The organism is Paraburkholderia sp. BL27I4N3 (assembly GCF_003386115.1).
In the GTDB taxonomy this organism is placed as follows: Bacteria; Pseudomonadota; Gammaproteobacteria; order Burkholderiales; family Burkholderiaceae; genus Paraburkholderia.
In genome coordinates this window covers 7,369,824-7,395,600 of record NZ_QREJ01000001.1, presented here as the reverse complement: position 1 = coordinate 7,395,600, position 25,777 = coordinate 7,369,824, and the positions used below count along the sequence as shown (strand labels likewise).

General features: G+C 60.9%; 14 protein-coding genes, 2 tRNA genes, 3 rRNA genes and 1 pseudogene. 4 read left to right on the top strand and 16 right to left on the bottom strand.

What is annotated here, in order from left to right:
• Positions 1-6: 6 nt before the first annotated feature.
• The 5 genes from B0G71_RS33490 to B0G71_RS33470 form a co-directional block, all read right to left on the bottom strand.
• Positions 7-708, bottom strand: coding sequence for an ABC transporter ATP-binding protein (locus tag B0G71_RS33490; protein ID WP_116147279.1), 702 nt, complete (start codon positions 706-708; stop codon positions 7-9).
• The gene (locus B0G71_RS33485) at positions 705-1,472 is read right to left on the bottom strand and encodes an ABC transporter ATP-binding protein (RefSeq protein WP_116147277.1); all 768 of its coding nucleotides are present in this window, start codon (positions 1,470-1,472) and stop codon (positions 705-707) included. The genes B0G71_RS33490 and B0G71_RS33485 overlap by 4 nt, the downstream gene beginning before the upstream one ends.
• Positions 1,469-2,524, bottom strand: a complete 1,056-nt coding sequence (locus B0G71_RS33480) for a branched-chain amino acid ABC transporter permease (protein WP_116147275.1) — start codon at positions 2,522-2,524, stop codon at positions 1,469-1,471. Before B0G71_RS33480 ends, B0G71_RS33485 begins: the two co-directional genes overlap by 4 nt.
• Positions 2,521-3,381 (bottom strand): branched-chain amino acid ABC transporter permease, encoded by an 861-nt coding sequence (locus B0G71_RS33475; RefSeq protein ID WP_106285786.1) that lies wholly within the window; start codon positions 3,379-3,381, stop codon positions 2,521-2,523. The genes B0G71_RS33480 and B0G71_RS33475 overlap by 4 nt, the downstream gene beginning before the upstream one ends.
• Before the next feature lie 90 nt (positions 3,382-3,471).
• Entirely contained in the window at positions 3,472-4,680 is a 1,209-nt protein-coding gene (locus B0G71_RS33470; RefSeq protein WP_116147273.1) for an ABC transporter substrate-binding protein, read from the bottom strand.
• A 275-nt stretch (positions 4,681-4,955) separates the two neighbouring features.
• Between B0G71_RS33470 and B0G71_RS33465 the strand changes: the two genes are divergently transcribed.
• Together B0G71_RS33465 and B0G71_RS33460 are read left to right on the top strand one after the other, a co-directional pair.
• Positions 4,956-5,804: a FadR/GntR family transcriptional regulator gene (locus B0G71_RS33465; protein ID WP_116147271.1), complete on the top strand. Its 849-nt coding sequence runs from the start codon at positions 4,956-4,958 to the stop codon at positions 5,802-5,804.
• A gap of 415 nt (positions 5,805-6,219) precedes the next feature.
• The gene (locus B0G71_RS33460) at positions 6,220-6,684 is read left to right on the top strand and encodes a hypothetical protein (protein WP_106285789.1); all 465 of its coding nucleotides are present in this window, start codon (positions 6,220-6,222) and stop codon (positions 6,682-6,684) included.
• Between the two features lie 245 nt (positions 6,685-6,929).
• On the opposite strand, the gene rrf is transcribed toward B0G71_RS33460, so the two are convergent.
• The 5 genes from rrf to B0G71_RS33435 all read right to left on the bottom strand — a co-directional run bounded on the left by rrf (position 6,930) and on the right by B0G71_RS33435 (position 12,272).
• A 5S ribosomal RNA gene (gene rrf / locus B0G71_RS33455) occupies positions 6,930-7,043 on the bottom strand.
• 207 nt (positions 7,044-7,250) lie between these two features.
• Positions 7,251-10,132 (bottom strand): 23S ribosomal RNA (locus B0G71_RS33450).
• A 323-nt stretch (positions 10,133-10,455) separates the two neighbouring features.
• A tRNA-Ala gene (locus tag B0G71_RS33445) sits at positions 10,456-10,531 on the bottom strand.
• Between the two features lie 52 nt (positions 10,532-10,583).
• Positions 10,584-10,660 (bottom strand) — tRNA-Ile (locus B0G71_RS33440).
• 81 nt (positions 10,661-10,741) lie between these two features.
• Positions 10,742-12,272: ribosomal RNA gene (locus B0G71_RS33435) — 16S ribosomal RNA — on the bottom strand.
• The 16S, 23S and 5S rRNA genes sit together here with 2 tRNA genes alongside, the layout of an rRNA operon.
• Before the next feature lie 795 nt (positions 12,273-13,067).
• Between B0G71_RS33435 and rpoD the strand changes: the two genes are divergently transcribed.
• Positions 13,068-15,065 carry an RNA polymerase sigma factor RpoD gene (rpoD, locus tag B0G71_RS33430; protein ID WP_116147269.1) on the top strand — a complete coding sequence of 666 codons (1,998 nt, stop codon included), beginning with the start codon at positions 13,068-13,070 and terminating at the stop codon, positions 15,063-15,065.
• Between the two features lie 84 nt (positions 15,066-15,149).
• On the opposite strand, the gene B0G71_RS33425 is transcribed toward rpoD, so the two are convergent.
• Positions 15,150-15,530 carry a hypothetical protein gene (locus B0G71_RS33425; protein WP_116147267.1) on the bottom strand — a complete coding sequence of 127 codons (381 nt, stop codon included), beginning with the start codon at positions 15,528-15,530 and terminating at the stop codon, positions 15,150-15,152.
• 395 nt (positions 15,531-15,925) lie between these two features.
• Here B0G71_RS33425 and B0G71_RS33420 point away from each other — a divergent pair, with 395 nt between their 5' ends.
• Positions 15,926-16,384 (top strand): PRC-barrel domain-containing protein, encoded by a 459-nt coding sequence (locus B0G71_RS33420; protein ID WP_116147265.1) that lies wholly within the window; start codon positions 15,926-15,928, stop codon positions 16,382-16,384.
• A gap of 236 nt (positions 16,385-16,620) precedes the next feature.
• Here B0G71_RS33420 and B0G71_RS33415 read toward each other — a convergent pair whose 3' ends face one another.
• The 5 genes and pseudogenes from B0G71_RS33415 to B0G71_RS33395 all read right to left on the bottom strand — a co-directional run bounded on the left by B0G71_RS33415 (position 16,621) and on the right by B0G71_RS33395 (position 25,752).
• The gene (locus tag B0G71_RS33415; RefSeq protein WP_116147263.1) at positions 16,621-17,436 is read right to left on the bottom strand and encodes a YfaP family protein; all 816 of its coding nucleotides are present in this window, start codon (positions 17,434-17,436) and stop codon (positions 16,621-16,623) included.
• Between the two features lie 22 nt (positions 17,437-17,458).
• Positions 17,459-18,253, bottom strand: coding sequence for a YfaP family protein (locus B0G71_RS33410; RefSeq protein ID WP_181916860.1), 795 nt, complete (start codon positions 18,251-18,253; stop codon positions 17,459-17,461).
• A gap of 92 nt (positions 18,254-18,345) precedes the next feature.
• Positions 18,346-20,184 carry a DUF2300 domain-containing protein gene (locus B0G71_RS33405; RefSeq protein WP_116147261.1) on the bottom strand — a complete coding sequence of 613 codons (1,839 nt, stop codon included), beginning with the start codon at positions 20,182-20,184 and terminating at the stop codon, positions 18,346-18,348.
• Positions 20,185-20,200: 16 nt separating this feature from the next.
• Positions 20,201-25,003 (bottom strand): annotated as a pseudogene (locus B0G71_RS33400) (alpha-2-macroglobulin family protein).
• Entirely contained in the window at positions 25,000-25,752 is a 753-nt protein-coding gene (locus B0G71_RS33395; protein ID WP_404935491.1) for a DUF1175 domain-containing protein, read from the bottom strand. Before B0G71_RS33395 ends, B0G71_RS33400 begins: the two are co-directional and overlap by 4 nt.
• Between the last annotated feature and the right edge of the window lie 25 nt (positions 25,753-25,777).

Below are 25,777 nucleotides of genomic sequence, written 5' to 3'. Positions count from 1 at the left end.
TGCGCGTCAGACCACGCCGACGCCGAGATAACGGTCCTTGATCGAGTCGTCGGCGGCAAACGAAGCGTTGTCGCCCGCATAGACGATTACGCCCTGCTCAATGATGTAGTGGCGATCCGCGAGTTGCGTGCACACTTCGAGATTCTGCTCGACCAGCAGAATGGCTACGCCCGCCGCGCGGATCAGCTTGAGTTGCGCGACGATTTCTTCGACGATCACCGGCGCGAGGCCTTCGACGGGTTCATCGAGCATCAGCAAGCGCGGGTGATTCATGAGCGCTCGGCCGATTGCAAGCATCTGCTGTTCACCGCCGGAGAGTTGCGCGCCTCCGTTCGTGCGCCGCTCTTTCAGGCGCGGAAAAATGCGGTAGATGTCGTCGAGTTGCCACGGCGAATCTTTACGCGCGCCGAGCCGCAAGTTTTCTTCGACGGTAAGCAGACGGAAGATGCCGCGATGCTCGGGCACAAAGCAGACACCACGTGACGCGATCCTGTGCGGCGGCATGCCGCTGACCTTGGCGCCGTTGAACGTGACCGTGCCGCGCTGCGGCGCGACGACGCCCGCAATCGCTTTCAGCGTGGTCGATTTGCCGGCGCCGTTGCGGCCCAAGAGCGTGACCGTTTCACCATCGTTGATCTGCAGGGATACGCCTTGCAGAATGTGGCTTTTGCCGTAGAAGCCGTGAATCTGCTGCACGTCGAGAATCATGCGCGGCCTCCGGTGATCATGTTGCCGAGATAGGCGCTGCGTACGCGCTCATCGCCGCGAATGTCGTCGGGGCGGCCCTCCACCAGCACACGCCCTTGCTGCATGACGGTGATCGTGTCGGAAATGTCCATCACGATGCCCATATTGTGTTCGATCAGCACAACCGTGTAATCGTCGCGCAGGCCGCGAATCAACTGCTTCATGTCGTCGAGGTCGTCGATACCCATGCCCGAGGTCGGCTCGTCGAGAAAGATCGCCTTGGGCCGCGCGGCGAGCGCCATGCCGACTTCGAGCCGCCGCTGCTGACCATGCGAAAGCGCGCCCGCCGATACGTCGCTGAAACGCTGCAACGCGAGCCGCTCGAGCACGCTGTCGACAATGTCCGCATGCGTGAGCGCACCGTGCGGCGGCGTCCACGCATTCAACGCGCGCACTGCGTCGACACCTTGCGCGGCAAGCCGTAGATTTTCTCGCACGCTCAGATTGGCGAACAGGCTCGTTACCTGAAACGAACGGGCAACGCCGCGTCGTACGCGCTTATAATCCGGCTCGCGCGTGACATCGTGACCGTCGAAAACGATCTTGCCTTCGGTAATAGGCAGCGTGCCGGTCAACACGTGAAAGAGCGTGGTTTTGCCCGCGCCGTTCGGTCCGATCACGGAATGCACCGTGCGCGGCATGATGTTCAAGGTGACGTCGGAGAGCGCTGTGAATTTGCCGTAGCGCTTCACCACGCCGCTCGCTTGCAGAATGGCTTCGCTCATACGGACTCCTTGTCTGCATCGTTGCCTGCATCAGCGGATGATTTACGGCGCAACGATTGCCAGACGCGTTCGCCCAATCCCCACAGACCGCGCTGCATGTACAGGCTGACTGCCATCAGCACGATGCCAAGCAGCAGGAGCCAGCGCGGCCACAACGTGGAGAGCCAGTCAGCGAACAACACGTAAAACGCAGCGCCCAATACAGAAGCGAACAGATTGCCGGTGCCGCCTATCACCGTCATCACGAGGATCATTTCGCTCGTGTGATAGTCGATGTTGGAGAGCGGCGCGATGCCGGTCATCAGCGCGTGCAGCGCGCCCGCGAGACCCGTGACCGCGCCGGAGATCACGAACGCCATCAGCTTGAAGCGCTTGACGTCGTAACCGACCGCTGCCGCGCGTGCTTCATTGTCACGGATCGCGAGCAACGTACGGCCGAACACCGAGTGCGATACACGCATCAACAGCCAGAACACCACGAGGAACACCACCGCGACGAATCCGTAGTATTGCCACGGCGAGGTCAACGGCACGATCACCTTACCGAACAATCCCAACGCCGGGCGTGGGATGTCGAGCAAGCCGTTGTCGCCGCCGGTCAGATCGGGTGTGGTGTAGGCGAGGAAGTAGAACAGTTGGCCGAATGCGAGCGTCAACATGACGAAATAGGTCCCGCGCTGGCGAATCGAAAACCAGCCGACCAGCGCCGCGGCCGCCGCGCCGATCACCGCCGACGCAAGCAAGGCCATGGGTACCGGCAGCCCAGTTTTGGTAAGGACCAATCCCGCGCAATAGCTGCCGAGCCCGAAGAAAATGCCTTGCCCGAACGAGAGCAACCCTGTGTGGCCGAGTAGTAGATTGCAGCCGAGCGCGGCGAGTGCGAACACCAGCACTTCGGTAGCGAGCGATCCGGAGCGCAACGTGAGCGGCAAAATGCATACGACCAGCAGCGCCAGCAACAGGAAGCGATAACCGTGCAATGAGTGCTTCAGGCCCGCTGGCGTCTTCGAGGAAACAGCGCTCTGCACGATGGGTTTCGAGGTATCGATCATGCCGCCCTCCCGAGCAGACCGTTCGGTCGCAGCAATAGAACGGCGGCCATCGCGACGTAAATCATCAATCGCGCGCCTTCCGGCCATAAGGTGCTCATTACGCTTTGGACGATTCCCACCAGCAGTCCGCCCACCAGCGCACCAAGAAAATTACCCATGCCGCCGACCACCACCACGACAAATGCGACGCTGAGCGCTTCAATACCCATGAAAGGATCGACGCCGCGAATCGGTGCGGCAAGCACGCCCGCCAGCGCGGCCGTTGCGGCGCCGAGCGCGAACACGAGGCTGAAGACACGCAACACGTTGATGCCGAGCAGCGAGACCATCTCCGTCGATTCGCTGCCCGCACGCACCGCGCTGCCGAGCCGCGTACCTTCCAGCACCCACCACAAGAGCGCGGCCAGTATCGCCGTGAAGCCGATTACAAAGAGACGGTACTTGGGATACACGAAGCTGCCCCAGATCACCACGCCGTTCAGCACGTCGGGCACGGCCACGTTATCGCCGAGCGGTCCCCAGATAAGGATCGCGCATTCCTGCACGACGAGCGCGAGACCGACGGTCACGAGAATATGAAACTCATGCTGCTGCGCATACACGTGCCGCAGAATCAGTTTCTCGACGACCCACGCAAGCGCGCCCACGACGACCGGTACGACTATAAGCGCGGTCCAGAAACTCATGGACCATTGCATCGCCTGATAGCAGAAGTACGCGCCGAGCAGATAGAACGCGCCATGCGCGAAATTCACGAAGCGCAGCAAACCGAACACGATCGACAAACCGACCGCGAGCAGGAAATACAACATTCCCACTCCGATGCCGTTGACGATCTGCAGGAGATAAACGTTCATGGCGTCCGTCTAAAGGGTGGTGCAAAGAGAAGTCGCGATGCGGTATTGCGATATGCGCGCCGTGCCGCGCTTGCATGCGGCACGTGGGCGTCAGGCCATCTTGCAGCCGGTTTTGTCGAGCGGCAGGAACGATTGGCCGGAGCTCACGATATCCGCGTAGTCGTCGGCGTTCTTCATCTTGTTCTTCGCCTTGCCCTTCAACAGATAATACTTCTTCAGCACCTGATGGTCGCCTTTGCGGACTTCTTCCGGGCCGGTCAAACCATCGTACTTCATGCCTTCGAGTGCGGCGACCACTTTCTTCGGGTCGACGTTACCTGCTTTCACGATGCCGTCGAGCAGGATCTTCGTGCAGATATACGAGCCTGCGAGGCTGTAGTTGGGATTGGCCTTGAACGCGGCATTCGCGCGTTTGACGAGATCGCGATTCAGCGGTGAATCGATGTCGTGCCAATACTGCGCGCCGAAATAGACGCCTTCGCACAGGTCCGCACCGAGCGATTCGAATTGCTCGAGTCCGGACGCCCAGGCCATCAGAATCGTGCAATTGTTCTTCATGCCGAAGCTCACGGCCTGGCGCAATGTATCGGACGACTGCGAGCCGAAGTTCAGAATCAGCAGCACGTCAGGCTTCGCCGCCACTGCGTTCGTCAGATAGCCGCTGAACTCCTTCTCATTGAGCGAGTGGTAGCTGTTGCCCACGTGTTCGATGCCCTTTTCTTTGAAGACCGTCTTTGCGGCCGAGAGCAAACCGTCGCCGAACACGTATTGCGGCGTGATCGTGTACCAGCGTTTGGCTTTGGGCATCATCTGGATCAGCGGACGCACCGTCTGCTCGATCGCGCCGTAGGTCGGCACCGACCAGCGGAATGTGGCGTCGTTGCAGTCCTTGCCGGTGATCTCGTCTGCGCCCGCCGTCGTGATGAAAACGCCGCCCGCCTTCTGCACTTCCTTGCCCATTGCCAATGCTTCGGAAGACAGAATACCGCCGGCAAAGAAGCGCGCATTCTTCTGTTGCGCGATTTCCTGAACCCGACGCACGGCGGTTGCGGGCTTGCCTTCCGTGTCGAGCACCGTGTATGCGAGCGGTTGACCCAACACTTTGCCGTACTGCTCAATAGCGAGCTTCATGCCGAGGTCGGCGTATTTGCCGTTCGCCGCGAATGGACCCGACATCGGCACCGGACAGGCGAACTGCAACGTTCCGGCCTGTGCGAACGCGCTTCGCGCGACCAGCGAGCCCAACGTGCCCGGAACGGCCGACAACGCGGCCAGCTTCAACATATTTCGGCGATTCAAAATGACGCTCCTTAGGAAAGAGACACGCACTGACCGACTACGAAACTGCACACGCTGCGCGAACGACTACTCGAGCTTGCTGGCCGCCGTGAAGTTTTCCACTGCATCGGCTTTGTTCTATTTATCATGATAAATAGGTTGGACTTGATCGTAGGTACAATAAATTCGGGTGTCAATAAGGCAAAATTCCTGGCGGCGTCGGAGCAGTCTTTCAGGTAGCGACGGCGCCGGCGGATCGATCGAAGATCGTGCAGGACAAACTGGGAGCATCGAATATGGCCATGGACCGCGCCAAGGCTGGCGCCGCGATTGAGATCAAGCAGCAGAAACGCGGCGATCTGGTCGCCGAGGAAATCAAGCGGCTCATCACGGAGAAAGACCTGAAGCCAGGCGACCGGTTGCCTCGCGAGGTGGAATTGCAGCAGCTCTTTTCCGTGAGCAAGAGCACGATCCGCGAGGCGTTGAAATCGCTAGAGGTGCAAGGTCTTATCAAAGTAACCACCGGCCCGAGCGGCGGCGGTATGGTGGTGGAGGTGCCGCTCGATCGCACGCTGCAACTGCTGCAAAACTATTTGTTCTTCAAGGACGTTTCGATCGACGACATTTACACCGTGCGCAAACTGCTGGAGCCCGAACTCGCGGCCGGGGCCGTGCCACATCTGACGGAGCAGGACTTCGAAGCGCTCGACGCGAGCATTGCGTGTTGTGATCAACCGGCTTCGTCACATGGCGGGAAGGATATCGTGCGGCAACGTCAGGAAGATGTGAATTTCCACGACATCCTCGCGGCGGCGAATCCGAATCCGTTCCTGCGTTTCAGTTGCGAGTTGATCAATGAAATGATCCGGCAGCTCATCGAGTTTCGTAACGATACGCCGCAAGCGGAGCATGAGCGTTTCGGTCAGGCCAACGTCAAGATTCACAAGGCGATTACAAAGGCGGCGCGTGGGCGTGATGTGGAGAAAGTGCGAGAGTTGATGGTGATCCACATGACCGAGGCGCCGCGCTATGTGAAGCGGATGAAGGGGAAGTTGCGTGGACGTTTGATCCTGGATTCGGAGATTCGTCGGCGAGTGCGGGCGCGAAGTGTGGCGCCGGTTTCGGAGGAGGATGACGGCGAGTGAGCGACGCGTTGCCGGGGTAGGTTGAGGGCGGGTTGCTGCCTCGTTGCGACGCCGGGTAGGGGTGCGGCTGCGCGGATAGAGGTCATTTTCTCTTATGAAGAGACGCAAATGGCCCGTTGCGTCTGGCATATAGCCGAGGTTTCGGCACGGTCGCAATCCGGCATCGCGCGGAACGAAGTTCGAAGTTCGAGGTTCTGGCGAGAGAAATGCCTCTCGCAGGAAAGAAGATTGAAAGGCATTGCGCCCTTAGGCCTGAAAGACGCACGCGCCAGACTCCACGCAGAGGTGGTGACGAGGGCCGCCAGACAGCCTTCCAAGCGTTCCGGCCATGGCGTGCTCGACTGCACAATAAGGGCTCAATCTTTTACGATCCGCGCCGTTATTGCATCTGCACAGGCATAAACATTGGACCTTCATGGCACAACCTATTCCGTTATCTCGCCACACTGGCGCTGCGCGTGCGCGGCATGCCAAGGCCATGCTATTGCCGATCCCCCGGCAAACCGCCGACGACCTCGCGCTGCGGGTCCATCTGGCCCTCGACGCCTTGCGCCGTGGCGCCGGCAGTATGAGCGACGCGCAAACGCTCACGCAAATCATGCTGCTGACGGGCTTTCTAGCGGAATCGGGTTTCGGTTCGGTGACCGGTGAGCAGCTAGGAGCGGCGGAACGTGCGGTGTCGGCAGTGTTCGACACTGGTCGTGAGGCCGGCAAGTGGGAATTGGACGATACGGGCTTCGCGCTTTTTGCGACGATCGCTACGAATTACGACCGACAGTTGCGTAGCGCGCCCCTCTGGGCGATCACCGATGCGAGTGAACGACTTGACCGGTTCACCGCCGGTGTGCCGCATCAGATCCCGGTGCGTAAGCGGGCTTAGCCGGATCGCACGATTTGGGGCGGCGAGGGAAACCTCGTCGACGAGTTTTCTCGCAATCGACGGATCGTGCGGCGTGAAGGTGTGGATGCCGGACGGGCGTATCTGGAACTGACGGGCTACGCGGATGCGCGGCGGATGGGGCGGGAGTGAAGGCGGGTTACACGGTGGGTTTTTCCGCGCATGGCGGTGGAGTAAACGCAGAAACCCCACCTTTTCGGGGTGGGGTTTCTGATTGCTGCTGGGGAGCCTGACGATTACCTACTTTCACACGGGTAATCCGCACTATCATCGGCGTGGAGTCGTTTCACGGTCCTGTTCGGGATGGGAAGGGGTGGGACCGACTCGCTATGGTCATCAGGCATGACTTGTTGCTGCACTGCTTGTGGAGCAATACAGCCAATCGGGAAGAAGTAGTTTCTGGTGATGCTCACCAGGGGTAAAGCTGTTGGGGTTGTGTTGTTTCTGGCACAACACGATCACTTAACCTGAGTGTCCTTGCCCCCTTCGGGGGTGGGATGCCCGTCAGTGCTGAAGCACTGACGATCATCGCAAAACACACCTGTTATAGGATCAAGCCTTACGGGCAATTAGTATCAGTTAGCTTAACGCATTACTGCGCTTCCACACCTGACCTATCAACGTCCTGGTCTTGAACGACCCTTCAAGGGGCTCGAAGCCCCGGGGATATCTCATCTTAAGGCGAGTTTCCCGCTTAGATGCTTTCAGCGGTTATCTCTTCCGAACATAGCTACCCGGCGATGCCACTGGCGTGACAACCGGTACACCAGAGGTTCGTCCACTCCGGTCCTCTCGTACTAGGAGCAGCCCCCTTCAAATATCCAGCGCCCACGGCAGATAGGGACCAAACTGTCTCACGACGTTTTAAACCCAGCTCACGTACCTCTTTAAATGGCGAACAGCCATACCCTTGGGACCGGCTACAGCCCCAGGATGAGATGAGCCGACATCGAGGTGCCAAACACCGCCGTCGATATGAACTCTTGGGCGGTATCAGCCTGTTATCCCCAGAGTACCTTTTATCCGTTGAGCGATGGCCCTTCCATACAGAACCACCGGATCACTATGACCTGCTTTCGCACCTGCTCGACTTGTCGGTCTCGCAGTTAAGCACGCTTATGCCATTGCACTATCAGCACGATTTCCGACCGTACCTAGCGTACCTTCGTACTCCTCCGTTACACTTTGGGAGGAGACCGCCCCAGTCAAACTGCCTACCATGCACTGTCCCCGATCCGGATTACGGACCAAGGTTAGAACCTCAAACAAACCAGGGTGGTATTTCAAGGGCGGCTCCACGCAGACTGGCGTCCACGCTTCAAAGCCTCCCACCTATCCTACACAGACCGGTTCAAAGTCCAATGCAAAGCTACAGTAAAGGTTCATGGGGTCTTTCCGTCTAGCCGCGGGGAGATTGCATCATCACAAACACTTCAACTTCGCTGAGTCTCGGGAGGAGACAGTGTGGCCATCGTTACGCCATTCGTGCAGGTCGGAACTTACCCGACAAGGAATTTCGCTACCTTAGGACCGTTATAGTTACGGCCGCCGTTTACCGGGACTTCAATCAAGAGCTTGCACCCCATCATTTAATCTTCCGGCACCGGGCAGGCGTCACACCCTATACGTCCACTTTCGTGTTTGCAGAGTGCTGTGTTTTTATTAAACAGTCGCAGCCACCAGTTTATTGCAACCCCTTCACCCTCTGCGCGCAGGCGCATCAGGCTACAGGGGCGTACCTTATCCCGAAGTTACGGTACCAATTTGCCGAGTTCCTTCTCCCGAGTTCTCTCAAGCGCCTTAGAATACTCATCTCGCCCACCTGTGTCGGTTTGCGGTACGGTCTTGTTAAACTGAAGCTTAGAGGCTTTTCTTGGAACCACTTCCGATTGCTTCTTCACCGAAGTGAATGGCCTCGCACCCTTGAATCCTGCGCCCGGATTTGCCAAAGCGCCTTCTCCAATGCAAGGACCGGGACTTCCAACACCCGGACAACCTTCCGCGATCCGTCCCCCCATCGCATTTAACAATGGTGCAGGAATATTAACCTGCTTCCCATCAGCTACGCATTTCTGCCTCGCCTTAGGGGCCGACTCACCCTACGCCGATGAACGTTGCGTAGGAAACCTTGGGCTTACGGCGAGGGGGCTTTTCACCCCCTTTATCGCTACTCATGTCAGCATTCGCACTTCCGATACCTCCAGCACACTTTCCAGTGCACCTTCGCAGGCTTACGGAACGCTCTCCTACCATGCACATAAATGTGCATCCGCAGCTTCGGTATATTGCTTAGCCCCGTTACATCTTCCGCGCAGGACGACTCGATCAGTGAGCTATTACGCTTTCTTTAAAGGATGGCTGCTTCTAAGCCAACCTCCTGACTGTTTTAGCCTTCCCACTTCGTTTCCCACTTAGCAATATTTGGGGACCTTAGCTGGCGGTCTGGGTTGTTTCCCTCTTGACACCGGACGTTAGCACCCGATGTCTGTCTCCCGTGATTGCACTCTTCGGTATTCGGAGTTTGCTATGGCGTAGTAATCCGCAATGGACCCCACAACCATGACAGTGCTCTACCCCCGAAGGTGATACACGAGGCACTACCTAAATAGTTTTCGGAGAGAACCAGCTATTTCCAGGTTTGTTTAGCCTTTCACCCCTATCCACAGCTCATCCCCTAACTTTTCAACGTTAGTGGGTTCGGACCTCCAGTACGTGTTACCGCACCTTCATCCTGGCCATGGATAGATCACCTGGTTTCGGGTCTACACCCAGCGACTGAATCGCCCTGTTCGGACTCGCTTTCGCTACGCCTGCCCTAATCGGTTAAGCTTGCCACTGAATGTAAGTCGCTGACCCATTATACAAAAGGTACGCCGTCACCCCTTCGCAGAGGCTCCGACTGTTTGTATGCATGCGGTTTCAGGATCTGTTTCACTCCCCTCCCGGGGTTCTTTTCGCCTTTCCCTCACGGTACTGGTTCACTATCGGTCGATCACGAGTATTTAGCCTTGGAGGATGGTCCCCCCATCTTCAGACAGGATTTCACGTGTCCCGCCCTACTTGTCGTACACCTAGTTCTTCCTCGCTGTTTTCGTCTACAGGGCTATCACCTGCTATGGCGGCACTTTCCAGAGCCTTCGACTAACAATGAAGATAAAGAGTACAGGCTGGTCCCATTTCGCTCGCCACTACTCTGGGAATCTCGGTTGATTTCTTTTCCTGCGGTTACTTAGATGTTTCAGTTCACCGCGTTCGCTTCACGTAGCCTATGTATTCAGCTACGGATGACCCATACGGGCCGGGTTTCCCCATTCGGATATCGGTGGATCAAAGCTCGTTTGCCAGCTCCCCACCGCTTTTCGCAGGCTACCGCGTCCTTCATCGCCTGTGATCGCCAAGGCATCCACCACATGCACTTGTTCGCTTGACCCTATAACGGGTGTGTCTCCTGCATGATCCACGGGGAATCACACGCTCGCCACCCTCGCTACAGGTTGAGTATTCGTGTTGCGCCGTATTCCAAAAGCGATCTTTCGATCTCTCTTTTCATACATTGATACAATCACAACCCTGATTCACCTACTCAACCACCCATCTCTAAGTGATCTTTCGTGAATCTCTTTACTACTTCTTCCTGATTGTTAAAGAACGACAGCCGATATAAAGCTCTGCTTCATATCACTCTGACTGGCTCAATCGCCAATGCACAACGCTCTGCCTTTTACTGCCCGCAGAACGCTACGCATTGAGGATTGGTGGAGGATGACGGGATCGAACCGACGACCCCCTGCTTGCAAAGCAGGTGCTCTCCCAGCTGAGCTAATCCCCCAGTCATACAGCTACCCCAGAGGTTCAGACGATCAGCACACCAGACAAGACTTTGGTGGGTCTGGATGGATTCGAACCATCGACCCCCGCCTTATCAAGACGGTGCTCTAACCGACTGAGCTACAGACCCCTGAGTCTGTCCTGATTTCACAGCCGATAAGCGTGAGCGCTCAACGCATTGCTTTTACACAACTGACGCGTTTAGCTCGAGAAAGGAGGTGATCCAGCCGCACCTTCCGATACGGCTACCTTGTTACGACTTCACCCCAGTCATGAATCCTACCGTGGTGACCGTCCTCCTTGCGGTTAGACTAGCCACTTCTGGTAAAACCCACTCCCATGGTGTGACGGGCGGTGTGTACAAGACCCGGGAACGTATTCACCGCGGCATGCTGATCCGCGATTACTAGCGATTCCAGCTTCACGCACTCGAGTTGCAGAGTGCGATCCGGACTACGATCGGTTTTCTGGGATTGGCTCCCCCTCGCGGGTTGGCGACCCTCTGTTCCGACCATTGTATGACGTGTGAAGCCCTACCCATAAGGGCCATGAGGACTTGACGTCATCCCCACCTTCCTCCGGTTTGTCACCGGCAGTCTCCCTAGAGTGCTCTTGCGTAGCAACTAGGGACAAGGGTTGCGCTCGTTGCGGGACTTAACCCAACATCTCACGACACGAGCTGACGACAGCCATGCAGCACCTGTGTTATGGCTCCCTTTCGGGCACTCCCACCTCTCAGCAGGATTCCATACATGTCAAGGGTAGGTAAGGTTTTTCGCGTTGCATCGAATTAATCCACATCATCCACCGCTTGTGCGGGTCCCCGTCAATTCCTTTGAGTTTTAATCTTGCGACCGTACTCCCCAGGCGGTCAACTTCACGCGTTAGCTACGTTACCAAGTCAATGAAGACCCGACAACTAGTTGACATCGTTTAGGGCGTGGACTACCAGGGTATCTAATCCTGTTTGCTCCCCACGCTTTCGTGCATGAGCGTCAGTATTGGCCCAGGGGGCTGCCTTCGCCATCGGTATTCCTCCACATCTCTACGCATTTCACTGCTACACGTGGAATTCTACCCCCCTCTGCCATACTCTAGCCCGCCAGTCACAAATGCAGTTCCCAGGTTAAGCCCGGGGATTTCACATCTGTCTTAGCGGACCGCCTGCGCACGCTTTACGCCCAGTAATTCCGATTAACGCTTGCACCCTACGTATTACCGCGGCTGCTGGCACGTAGTTAGCCGGTGCTTATTCTTCCGGTACCGTCATCCCCCCACCGTATTAGGGCGGAGGTTTTCTTTCCGGACAAAAGTGCTTTACAACCCGAAGGCCTTCTTCACACACGCGGCATTGCTGGATCAGGCTTGCGCCCATTGTCCAAAATTCCCCACTGCTGCCTCCCGTAGGAGTCTGGGCCGTGTCTCAGTCCCAGTGTGGCTGGTCGTCCTCTCAGACCAGCTACAGATCGTCGCCTTGGTAGGCCTTTACCCCACCAACTAGCTAATCTGCCATCGGCCGCCCCTGTAGCGCGAGGTCCTAAGATCCCCCGCTTTCATCCACAGATCGTATGCGGTATTAATCCGGCTTTCGCCGGGCTATCCCCCACTACAGGACACGTTCCGATGTATTACTCACCCGTTCGCCACTCGCCACCAGGATTGCTCCCGTGCTGCCGTTCGACTTGCATGTGTAAGGCATGCCGCCAGCGTTCAATCTGAGCCAGGATCAAACTCTTCAGTTCAAACCTGTTACTGTTTTTCGGTTCAGTTAAGAACCGGTCGCTCACTCAACGTACTGACGAATGATCTCTCCATCTTTCAATGGAAAAACCTTCCTTTCATTACTGTGTGAGACTTGATACTTTCGCTTCTTCCGGCAGATCCCGAAGGATACGCCGGCGCGTCGCGCATCAAGCGCCCACACTTATCGGCTGTTAATTTTTAAAGATCGATTACGCATTCACTACCGAACCCGCACCGCCAGTCGTCAGCATCACAACCACCCGGTACCGCTTCGTTCTGCGTCGCTGCATCAGCAGCAGAGAAACGAGATTATGAAGAACGACTGGCACGTCGTCAACCCCCTTTTGTGAATTTTCTTTTGACCAGGTGCTGATCGACGCTAGAACACGCTATCCCTATATAGAGGGGGAGCGGTGCATTCGCGATCCCGTCGTGTGAGGACAACCGAACTCCTCTATAGTGAGGAGCTTGAAAACAGCGAATGTGCACGCACCTAGGTGCATCGGCCCAGCCACCGCTCCAAGCCCGACCGGCGGCCAAAGGACGAACCTGCGACAAACGCGCATGATGAAAAGATGTGCACACGATGAGCGCAAAGTCTCAAGCTCGGATATAATGCGAGCCGCGCGAATTTCGCACATTTCTATCGGCCCGCTTCGAGCGGGCTCATCTTTTTTGCTCCCCAGAGCACAGCCAAACAACCGCGTTGAGTCACTCAGGTGATGTTGAGCCATGCTCGAAACGCCTGACGGTCGCGTCTTGCGTCTCATAGCGAAGCCTCTAGAGGAGAATACGTGAACCCTTTTGATCGCGAAGATTCGCAACACGAAACCGCCGCCTACACCGCCAAAGCGCCCTCGGGCCGCACGGCCAAGGGCAAGGGCGCCGGTAAAGCGATCCCCGTGGCGGCCGAGTTGCCGCCGCAGCAAGCCGAAGAACGTCAGCGCCAGATGCGCGCGCTGATCCAGCTGGGCAAGGAGCAAGGCTACCTGACCCACGCGCAGATCAACGACCACCTGCCCGACAACTTCGCGCAGACGGCCGCTATCGACAGCATCGTCAGCGCGTTCAACGACATGGGCGTGCAGGTCTACGAACAGGCCCCAGACGCGGAAACGCTGCTGCTTAACTCGAACGCCCCGGCCGTCGTGTCGGACGATCAGGCGGACGAGGAGACCGAAGTCGCCCTGTCCACCGTCGATTCCGAATTCGGCCGCACGACCGACCCGGTGCGTATGTACATGCGCGAGATGGGCGCGACCGAACTGCTGACGCGCGCCGGCGAAATCGCGATTGCGAAGCGCATCGAAGACGGCCTGCATGAAATGGTGCAGGCAATCGCCGCTTGCCCGCTCGCGATCTCGGCCATTCTGGCGAGCGCCCAGCAGGTTGCCGACGGCGAACTGCGCATCGACGAACTGGTCGACGGTCTGAATGAAGACACGCTCGCCGCCGAAGAAGACAGCACCAGCGCGGACGCATCCGCCGACGTCGACACCGACACGGACAGCGACGACGACGAAGACAGCGACGACGACGTCGGCCCCGCCGACTCCTCGGCAGCGGACGAAGCACGTCTGAAGCAACTCACGAGCGACTGCCTCGAAATCTTCGCGCAAGTCGGCATGCTGTCCGACCAGATGAACGCATCGCACACGCGCGGCGACGTCACCTCGAAGGCGTACCAGCGCGCACGCGAAGATATCCAGCAGCACCTCGCGAAGATCCGCTTCACGGCACGCACCATCGACCGCCTGTGCGGCGACGTGCAGCAACAGGTGGCGCAAGTTCGTGCGATCGAGCGCAACATTCTGCAAATCGTCGTCTCGAAGAGCGGCATGCCGCGCGAGAAGTTCATCGAGTCGTTCGCCGGCCATGAAGCCGACCTCAGCTGGACGGAACGCGCGGCGCGCGGCGCGTCGTCGTACGGCGCGGCGCTGGAGCGCCATTTGCCGGCAATTCAGTCCGAACAGCAAAAGCTGATCGAAATCGAAGCAACGGTTTCGCTGCCGCTGAAGCATCTGAAAGAGATCAACCGCCAGATGGTCGCGGCTGAATCGAAGATGCGCAAGGCGAAGAGCGAGATGATCGAGGCGAATCTGCGTCTCGTGATCTCGATCGCGAAGAAGTACGTGAACCGCGGCATGCTGTTCCTCGATCTGATCCAGGAAGGCAACATCGGCCTGATGAAGGCGGTGGACAAGTTCGAATACCGTCGCGGCTGGAAGTTCTCCACGTACGCAACGTGGTGGGTTCGCCAGGCTGTGACGCGTTCGCTCGCCGACCAGGCTCGCACGATCCGCGTGCCGGTGCACATGATCGAAACGATCAACAAGCTGAACCGCATTTCGCGCGAAATCCTGCAGCAGACCGGTCAGGAAGCGCATCCGTCCGTGCTCGCGGAACGCATGGAACTCTCTGAAGAGAAGGTGCGCGGGATTCTGAAGATCGCCAAGCAACCGGTGTCGATGGAAACGCCGGTCGGCGACGACGGCGACGCCACGCTCGGCGACATGATCGAAGATTCGGCGGCGTCCTCGCCGGCCGACGCCGCGATGCAAGCCGACTTGCGCGCCGCCATCGACGACGCGCTCGACTCGCTGTCGCCGCGCGAAGCGAAGGTGCTGCGTATGCGCTACGGCATCAACACGAAGTCGGACCACACGCTCGAAGAAGTCGGCAAGCAGTTCGACGTCACGCGTGAGCGGATTCGCCAGATCGAGAGCAAGGCCATGCGCAAGCTGATGCACCCGAGCCGCGCCGACCGCCTGAAGTCGTTCCTCGACCGCTAAGCCACCGCTAATCAACCGGTAAGCCGCCAATAGCGCTTGCCGTGCGTCACGCACGGCAAGCGCTTTCTTTTTCCCGCGCCCCTTTCACGCAAGCAGCGAAATGATCCCGCCAATCGTGATTCCGGCTGCCAGCCAACGTCCGGCCGTATAGAACGCGTTGTGCGCTTCCTGAGGCTGATCCGGACGCTCGAGTCCGAGCGTGCCGTACGCAAACGATTTGACCGCTGAGACGCCGGATGCCGGCGTGTCCTCCCTTGCGGAATCGCTGACTGCGTCACCCTGACCCGTATTGTTATCCTGAGCCGCCGTTGCCACGCCTTCCGCGGAGATATGGACGGCATCGTCCTGCGCGGGCGCATCCATGGTCGATGTCTGTACGACAGCGTCGTGCGCTGCGGACGGCCCTTTGGTCGTCGTGCGATCCGGCCCCGGCAGTGTCGACGACAACGCACTGTCGATTTGCATAGCAACCTCCGTTGATTTTGTTTCTGCTGCGTCGGCCGGCGTCGCACACACAGCCGGTTAAAACTCCTATCGACCTCGATTCGCGGGAACTTGAGCACCGGTAAGAAAGGGTAAGGACTATCTGCAGGATCGCCGCGCCACACGTTGCGGATCTGGTGGTCGAACTCGCGCTGAACCGCCGAAAAAACCAGCTCCGGTCCGCGCCCCTTTTTCCGGTCACGTCGCCCACAACTGTCGATTGCCCACATGCCTCGCCGTACAGCCGCGCGCGCAAAAACCCATCACACGGCCAGCAGCAGCAACCACCTGTAAAGCGCTCCCGCGCCAACCACTCCCCGGCTAACAGGCATAGTCGTTGCGCGCTCCCCACGTACGCTTTTTATGAGGAGCACATCATGACTACGCTCGATCCCCAAGTGCCGGCATCCGCCGATCCGCAAGGGGCAACTATCGTTGGAGTCGGCGACGGTGACGGTCCCGGACCGGACGTCATGGCGGCAGCCACGCTCGACGGCAACAAGGTGATGTCGTCGGACGGCGAACATGTCGGCAAGATCTCGGACATCATGCTCGACGTGCGCGGCGGCCGGATCGCTTACGCGGTGTTGTCCACCGGCGGCTTTCTGGGCATCGGCGACACGCTTCACGCGATTCCGTGGAGCGCGCTCACGCTCGACACGGACGACAAATGCTTCGTGATCGATGCGAGCGCCGATCGGATCAAGAACGCACCGGGTTTCGATAAGGATCACTGGCCTTCCATGGCGGACATGCAATGGGGCACGGCCGTGCACGACTACTACAACCGTCAGCCGTATTGGTCGGTCATGCGTGATGGAGTGGAAGAGCGGTGATTGGACACTGACCTCTGATCGTCAGACGGGCAGAGTCGAACTGCGCAAGCCGGCCTTTCAAAGGCAGGATAGCGCGCGAACTTGTCCATGGCATTTGTCCACAGAAACTGTTTAGAAGCCTGTGGACAACCTGCGCATGACTCACCCAACTCCTTGAACGCGTTGGCTTTCACCGTCGCGCTCCGAATGAGTCGCGTGCCTCACGGCTTGCTGCTGACCGACGAGTGTTTCCCGCTTTACGGCAATACAAACGTTTTCACGAGCGTCAATTCACCGGCTTTACGCATGGGCACGCGAATCGTTTCGCTCTTTTCGTTCGGCGTATTCTCGTTCGTGATGATGGTCACTTGCGCCACGGTCATATCGGCGCCGCTGTTCCCGCTGCCGTAGTAATTCACATAGACCAGATACGTACCCTTCAACGGTGCCGCGGACGAATAAATCTCCGGCCCGTATCCCGTCGTCACGTCGACGTCGAGCGCGCCGCCGTTCGGCGCGACGCGCTCGCCGTACCAGGTGTGTGCGCCGTCGGGCGAGACGACGTGCAAATCCAGATCGGTGCCGTCGGTGTCCCACGCGAGCAGCACGCGCAGCTTCGGCTGGGTCTTGCCGCTATAGGTGTCGTAGAACTGCACGCGCTTGCGGCTGCCGTCCGGCGCGCGCAGTTCGACACTGTTGCTGCCGGCGGGAAACGCATAGGGACGCGAAAATTTGCCGTCCTCTTCCACGCGCTGCGGCAGCGGCGTGCCATCGACCACCAGCGTCCCCACCGAGGTGCCCTTCTTCTTCGGCGTGCTGCGGATCTGCCCTTCGATCAGCGCGGACCTGGACTGCCCTTCCGGCGTCGATACCGCCACCGCCGGGTAATGCACGTCCTGCGTATAGCGTTCGCTGTCGCCGCTCGTGTTGCGCCAGCCGTTCAACGGCGCGGCGAAATCGATATCGCTCGCGTGCGCCGCCGGCGCTGCCAGCAAGCAGGCCAAACCCGCCGAACAGGCCATTGCGAGCCAGGCGCGGCTCGCCTTTATCCAACCCGTCGTCTCGACCTTCATCGTCACTGCTCCCATCCCGCTGTCAGAGTCGCTCGCTCTTCACGAGCATCAGGTCGCCGATCTTGCGCAGCGGCACGACCATCGTTTCACGCCGTTCGTTCGGCGTGTTTTCGTTGAACACCAGCGTCAACGTCGCCGTAATCACGTCGCGGTCGTGCGCGGCGGCGTCGAAGTTATAGCCGGTCGAATCGAAATTGCCCCAGTAATTCAGAAAGAACAGCCACGTGCCACGCTCGGGCGCCGCCGACGAAAAAATGCCCGGCCCCGCACCGTCCACCGAATCGACATCGAAGCCGCTGCCGTCTTCGAGTGTCGGGTTGGCGAAGAAGGCATGCAGGCCGCCCGGCGTGATCACATGCAGATCGACCTGCGCGTGCGGATCGTCCCACGTGACCAGCGCGCGCAATTTAGCTTGCGGCTTGCTGCGGTCGGCTTCGTAGAACTGCATGCGCTGATGCTGTTTGCCATCGGCGGAAATCAGCTCGATGCTGTTCGAGCCCGCGCCGAAAGCCCATGGCCGCGCAAACGCGCCTTCCTCGTCGGTATAAAGCGGCGTGGGGTTGCCGTTGACGACAAGCGTCGGCGGCTTACGCGCGTGTTTGTCGATGTGCTTCAGGCGCCCTTCGATCAGCGTGCGATAGCGCTGCGCGCCGCGATCGACCGGCGGTCGCGGATAGGCCGCGACGAAACGCTCGCCCTCGTTGGTCAGCCCACTGTGACGCCAGCCGCCGAACGCGCCGGTCAGGTCCGCAATCGCGCCGTCCGCGTCAGCGGCTTGGGCGTTTGGCGCACCCGTGCAGAGCGCAAGCGCAGCCATGGTTGCGGCCAACGTCACGACGGCGCGACCACGGAAATCACGCCGTGGAAACGGCCAGCGCAACAAGGATATCGGCGAGCGCGAGACGGTATTCATTGGATCGGATTGTCGGTGCGAATCAGCGTGCGCGCGGTGCGCTCGACAAACGTCTCGTCGAGCCCACGCGGATGATGCTGAAACGCGAGGTGAATGTATTCATGCGCCAACGCAATCCGGTCCTCTTCGGTCTGCAACCGATACACGTACACGCGATTGCGCTGCGCATCCGCATACGGCCGACCTTCGCGCACGGCGCACACCGCGGGCAGATCGGGCGTTTCGTAGCCCGCCGCGCCGTCCATGCGCCGCGCCCATATCGGCGCGTTGCGCTGCAGCCATGCCTGCGCGCCGGCCACTTCGACGCAATCGCCCGACAGCGGACTCTGGAACGAAGTCAGCGTCGCTTGCGGCCACGTGCGCGCGAGAATGGCGTCGAACGTCAGGCCGGCTTGCGCCGACGCCTTCGCTGCCAGCCAGCTCATCTGTCCCGGCGCGGCCTTGTCGTGGTGGTACTGAACGGGCACGCCGGTCAGCACGAGCGCGTCGGTGAGATCGGCGGCATGGCGCGCGGCGGCTGTCGGCGCGCGCGGCAGAACGCGCTGCGTCTTGCTGCTGTCGTCGATACGGAAACAGCCGTGGTCGTGGCTGCCGTGCTGCACGACGTAAGTTCGCGCCGCGACCGCCAGCGCCTTCGCCGCTTCCACCTGGCTCGTGTCGCCTTCACGCTCGACCACGCGCGCCACATAGTCGTTCATGCCGAAGCGGCCGACCACTTGCGGCGCACCGGCCGCATCGCGATCGAGCCGCAACTCGCCGCGGCTGGTCACCCGCGCCCAATTACCGTTGACGAAGCCGACGCGGAAGTCGCCGCGCAACGGCCCCTCGGGCGCGGCGGCCGGCCCCTTGTCGCCAAGCACTTCGCGAATCGGATAGCGGCTGAAGAAATCGACCAGCACGCAGGCGCCGTCGTCCGGCACGGTGACTTGCGTAAGCAGCGGCGCAATGCGCGGCGCGGCGGCTGCCAGCACGCGCGCGCTGCCGCCCGGACCGCCGAGCCACACCGGCGTGCCGTCCGCGAGCCAGCCGGCGGCGCCGCCGATCGAAGCGCCCGGACGCGCCGGATCCGGCATCGTCCATGTCTTGGCGCGCAACACGCTGCCGTAAAGCGACACCGTGCCTTCGCCGCGTCCGCTGGTCAGCACCGACACCAGCGTGCTCGCGGCCGCTTCGCGCGGCCGGGCGGGCATAGCCTGCAAAGCGGCGAGCAGTTCGGCCACCGGCACGCGCCGCGTGGGCGTCATGGCGCGCAGATCGCGCAGCCAGGCCGGCGCGTGAGCGGCTGTCCAGTACTTGCGCCAGTCGGCGGAATCGAGTTGCAGGCGCGCGGGCTCGAAAAAAAGTCCGCATGACTGCACCAGCGCATGTTCACGGTCGATATGACCGCCCGTCATGCAGCAATACACTTCTTCCGGATCGCCGCCATTGCAGGCGTAATCCGGCGTGGCGATATTGCGGTCCACCAGATAGCCGTAGACGAATAGCTTCCAGACGCTGCCGAGCGGCGTCTCCAGCGTCGCGGGCAACACATTCGCGGCCTGCGGCGAGAAGCCGAGCGCGGCGCCGTTGCCGTCGGCTTGCCAAAGCCGGCTCTGGCCGTCGCGCAACCAGGCGAAGCGCAGCATCTGCGACGAAGATCGCGCTGACATTCCTGCGGAGGTCGCGGTGTTCATCCCGGTAGCGGCATCCGTTGCGTTCGCCAATGCGGCTGTAGACGAGGCCACCGCATACGCCGACACGCCCGGTCCAACGCAACCGAGTCCCACGCCCACGGCGAGCGCGATCCGCAGCCTGACTGCCAAACGATCGCGTAGAGGCCGAAGCGCGCGGAACATGGCGGTCTTGTCTCGCTTATTGAATGCGCAACGTCGTCACGCGATCGCTCTTGCCGCCTTCGAACGCCTTCGCGTCCGGCTGATACATGCGGAAGTAGCGCGCGGGCGGCAACGCGAACGTGCCCGGCAACGCGAAGCGCACCAGTTGCCGCAGCGTGACCGGTCGGTCGAGCAAGGGCACGGGCTGGTGATACGTCAGCTCGCCCATCTCGTACGACGCCACGCGCTGGAACGGCTGCGGACCGCTGGCGCCGTCCTTCGCGCCCGGCAGACCGTCGATCGACACGCCCCAGCTCGTCGCCTCGACATCGCCGCCCGGCGGCAGCGGCACATCGAGCAAGCCGTAGTGGTAGGCGTTGCCGGAGCGCGGCGTAAGCGTGACTTCGTCGACGTAGAGCGCATTGCTGTCGATCGCTTCGCCCTGCTTCACCACACGCGCGGTGAATGCGGAGCGGCCAAGCTGACTCTCGCTAGCGGCTTCCTTTTTCTTCGGATCGGTCGCGACTTCGACCGGTTCGAGCTTGTAGAAACGCCGCTCGACAGTGATGTTCAAGCGGCTGTCCTCGCTCGTGTGGCTGCGGAACGAGACGAGCGCGTTGACGTCGGTGCGCGCGGCGCCGGCGTCGAGGGTGGTTGGCTGTGCCGCGCCGGTCCACTTGTAAAGCGGCGTGCCGGTCGGCGTCGTGGCGCGGGTCCAGCCCGTGCCTTGCAGCGACGGCAACGACGCGGCAGTCGGATCCGCGCCGAGCGACTTGCGCAGCCACAGCAGCGTCAAGGCGCGATCGAGCGTCGGATAGTCGGCGCTGCTTTTGGCCAGCAATGCCGGAGCATCGGCGGTCGCTCCGCCGTCGCCCGTCATTGCGATGAGGCTTTGCACCAACGGCGCGGGATCGTTCACGAGCGTGAGGCGCGCGGCGCTTGCCGCGGCGTCGAAGCCATCCGGCAACTGTGCGCTCGTGCCGCGCGCCATGCTCGCGATCAGCAGCGTCGCCATCTGCTTGCCGCGCGGTGAATCGGCCTGCGCGAACACGATGCTGTCCGACGCGCCGTACGTGCCGCTATGCGCGGGCGCTTTAGCGGTGGTGGCTGCGGCATCGCTCATCAGATCCGCGGCCACACCAGCGACCGGCGTTGCGACCGGCAGACCCATCTGCTGCATCAGCCACAAAGCCAGCGCGCGATGCAACAGCGGCTCTTTGGCCCCGGCGTCGCGATAGACGTCCATGGCGTGCTGCCAGTTGTCCGCGGGCAGGCTGATGCCGAGGCTGCGGCTCGCGAGCCAGTCCGCGTAATACGCATAGGCCGTAATCAGCGCGCTGCCGCCTGTGGTATCGCCCCATCAGCCGAAGGTGCCGCCGACGCCCGCGAGCATGGCCAACCGCTGGCGCTGATTGCGCAACAGCGCTTCAAGCCCTTGCGTCGAGCTCGCATTGTCGCCTTGGCCGATCGCATCGTGCGCGAGCGCCAGCGGAATCAGACGGCTCGACGTTTGCTCGGCGCAACCGTACGGGTAGTTGATCAGATCATCGGCGACGCGCATGAACTGGCTCTGCGCGCTGCCGATGAAGCGCACGCTGACGTCCTGCGCATCTTGCGGCAGATTGAGCGGCGTGTTCGAGCCGTCGAGCGCGACCGTGTTCTGATGCAGATCGAGCCAGCCGCTCGCATCGAGATGAATCGCCGTCTGCAGACGATCGACGTCCTTACCCGCGCTGCGCAGCGACGCGTTGATCACGCCGTCCTTCAGCGCGCCGCTCGGCAAACGCAGATAGTTCGCGCCGCGCTTGAGCGTGACCTTCTGATTGAGCGACAACCCGCCGCCGTCCACCACCCACTGCGCGTCCATATCCGCATCGGTCTGATTGAAGGCGATCATGTCGATGGCAGGCTGATCGTTCACGCGGAAGTGCGACGGCCCGCTCCACTTCAGATACAGCGCCTTGTCCGAGCGCACGTAAGCAGTGCGTTGACCGACCATGCCATCCGGCGCCGCCGCGCGCACCGTAATGCGCCAGCGCGCCAGCGAATCCGGCATCTTGAACGTCATGGTGGCATGGCCGCTGGCGTCGGTCTTGAGGTTGCCTTTCCACGCGGCCGTGTCCTGATCGTCGCGACGCGGCCGTTCGAGCACCTTCACGCCGCGCTCGTTGTAGTTGGCGCGCTGCGGTCCGCCGGGTGCGCCCTTTAGCGGCGAGCGCGCGAGGTCGTAGGTGATGAACGACAGGCTCGACGAAGTCCGCACGTTATTGCGGCGCGGGTGATAGAAGAAGTCGACGATATTCGGCGCAATTTCCGGCTGCAGCACGTAGACCATTTCATCGACCACGCTCACCGTCAGGTTCGCCGCTTCCGGCTTGCCGTTCAACGTGCTGTCGAAATTCAGCGTGACCGTGTCGCCCGGCCCGTACACGGTCTTGTCGCTCTTCACGTTCAGTTCGATCTGCGGCTGCGCGACCACGATGCCCGCGTTCTGGAACACGTATTCGCCGGCATGCACGTACAGCACCGAGAACGTCATGTTCGGCGCGAAGTCAGCGCCGACCTTGACGCGCGCTTTCCATTGCGACGGCGCCACGCGTTGCAACTGCAACCAGTCGCCGCCCGCCGTAAGCAACGCGCGACGTTCGACGTTGTCGCGTTCGAGTGTGAGCAGCGCGTCGTCCACCGGCATCGGGAACGTGATCAGTGCTTCGGCGGTATCGCCGATCTTGTACTTGTCGCGATCGAACACGATCTCGACGCTGCCCGGAATCGCCTTGAGGCCATCGCCCGCGACCCAGTGGCTGGTGGCGGCGAGCAGGTTGCCCAAGTCGTCCTTGACCGACAACATGTACGAACCCGGCTCATCGAACTGCACCGGGAACGACAGCTTGCCGCTCACGCCCTTCAGCGCGCCTTCGCCATGCGTTTGCGATTCGAGGCGCGTCCATTCGTATTTCGATGGCGCATGCGAAGCCGGATCGACCGCGCCGAGCGCCTGCAAATCGAAGCTGACCGCTTCCTTCGGTTGCGAGAACGACTTGGCCGTGGTCAACCGATACGGCGTCGCGCCGCGCGCGATCAGCACTTCGCGCGTCACGCGCACCTTGTACGCCGCGCCGTCCTGCGCGAACAGCGTCAACGCATAGCGGCTCGGTTCCTTCGCGGCAGGCAGCGTGAGGCTCGCGTCGCCGTCGCTATCCGTCTTCAGTTCCTGCTGTTCGAGCTTGACCGGAAACAGCCCCGCATAACGCAATTCACCGTCGACGATCGTCACTTTCTGCGCGCGCAGCGTGACCGAAATCTTGCTGTCGCGCACCGGCTTGCCGTCCGGATAGCGCAACTGGATCTTGCCCTTCAGCGCCTCGCCGGTCGCGTAGTCGGCTTTATCCATCGACAGGTTCACGTCGAAGTGCGGCTTCACATATTCGGCGACGCGAAACGCGCTGCCATACACATCGCCGTTGTAATCGAAGCGCAGCGTGTAGCCGCCGGCGGTGGCATCGGCGGGCAAGGTAAACGCAGTATCCGCGCCGGTGTCGGAGGCGAAATGCACTTTGCTGGTCGCGACCGGCGCGCCGCTCGGATCGAGCACGTCGAGCTTGATATCGGCCTCGGCCGGCGCCGACGATTGCGTCGCGTTCTGGAACGTGCGGCCGATAAACTTCACATGCACCGGATCGCCCGGCCGGTACATCGGCCGGTCGGTCACTGCGTAGATCTTCGTGTTGTAGATCTCGCTGTCGTAATAGAAATTCTCGGAAACGAACACGCCGCCCTGCGGATCGGTGCCGAGCACATAGCTGCGCTCGGGGCTCACGTGTTGCAGCACCAGCGCGCCGTCGCCGCCGGTCGTGCCGCTTTGCAGAACGCCCACGCCGTCGGTCCAGTTCACTTCCGTATTCGCCACCGGCTTGCCGTTATCGCGCCGCGTGGTCCACACCAGCATGCCGCTCGACGCCGCCTTCACGACCGCCACCGTGTCCGACACGAACAGCAGCGTATGCGCGCGATAGTTGCCGATCACCGCCTCGACGATGTACAGCCCCGGCGGCAGCTTGCCGACCGGAATCATCACGTTGCCTGAGCTGGCTTCGATAAAGTTACTGCTGCTGCCCGCGAGATTCACGCCCTTGGGCGGCTCGATCACTTTCGCGTCCCAGATCGGATAGCGGAAACGCGCGACCATGTCGTAGCCTTTGAGCGGCGCAAATTGCGAGTTCGGCTCGAATTGCGTCGGCTTGCCGGTCTGCTCGCCGAGCTTGAACTGCGGCGCGGCTTCAGTTGCCTTGCTGCGAGTCGCGAACGACAGCACGCGCTGCCACGCGCGGCGCGCTTCGGTGAACCAGCGGTCCCACAGATACGCGAGCGTGTTCGCGAGCCCTTCGCCCTGATAATTCGGCGCGACATTCAGCCGATGCAGATTCTTTTGCGCCTTCAGAAAGTCCAGCGGCCTGGGCACGCGATACACGACGATGTCCGCGCCGCCATAAGCCTGCAACGCGTCCTTGAAATCGCGTCCAGGCGCTTCGAGCCGCACCTGCGCGAGTTGATCGCTGCCGAAGCTCGCGTCCGAAAGCAGGAAGAACGGCTGACCGTCCACTTTCTGCGAGCTGAAGTTGCTCGATGGCGCAGTTTGCAGCGTCGGATTCCCCGCGATGCTAGCATCGGCGGCGGCAGCGGCGCTCGCTGCGTCGTCGTCCGCATAGGCGGCTGGTGCGACGGCGAGCGTCATCACCGCGAACAAGACTGGCAGCAGCGCCGCGAACCTGCATGCCGCGCGACGGTGCGCACTGCCCAACCAACCGCTTGATCGTGTGACGGAAATCATTCGGGTCATGGTGTCAGAAAGTCCAAACGAAACACGCCAACGAAATTCGGATTGCCGTCGAGCGGCTGCCAGCGGGAATCTTTCCATTGCATCAGGTCGGAAACGGCGACGGCGCGCAGACCGGTATCGGTCGGCGTGACGGTGCCTGTGTGATAAGCGATGTAGCGATCCAGCCAGATCATCAGATGCTGGTCGTCGCCCTGGTCGAAGAACAGCAGATCACCGGGCAGGGCCTGGTTCACGTCCTTCGAAACAAAACGGCTGTTGCGTTGGATCAGCGCGATCGCCGATGCGTATGCGCCGGTGGAACCGTCGAGTTGGGTCCAGCGGTTGGCGATCGTGCGCTGGGACGCGGACAATTGCAGTTCGGGCGGCATGCTGCTCGTATCCGCGAGACTGGTCATGCCGTTGGCGCGCAGCCATCGGGTGTCGTGCGGACGGAGCGTCTCGCCGACCGCGAAGCGCACGAGGCCCGCGCAATCGCGTTGGGTCCAGCGCGGCGTCGGTCCGCGCCGCATCTGCTGATCGACGATGCGCGCGAACCACGCGCGAAATGCCGCGGATTGTTGCGGTGAGAGTGCGTCGGGGTCGGCGGATGCGGTGGTACTGGTGAGCGCGTGCGCGTAGGGCGCGAGTGTCGCGATGGCGAACGCGGCAGCCGTGCTCGCGAGCCACGCTCGGCGCGATGTGAGGGCGGCATGCGCAGGCTGCGCAATGGCCACGCGCCGCGCCACGCGCTCAGGCGCGTGCGCCGCCACTACCGCGTCGGATACGCGAAGGCGG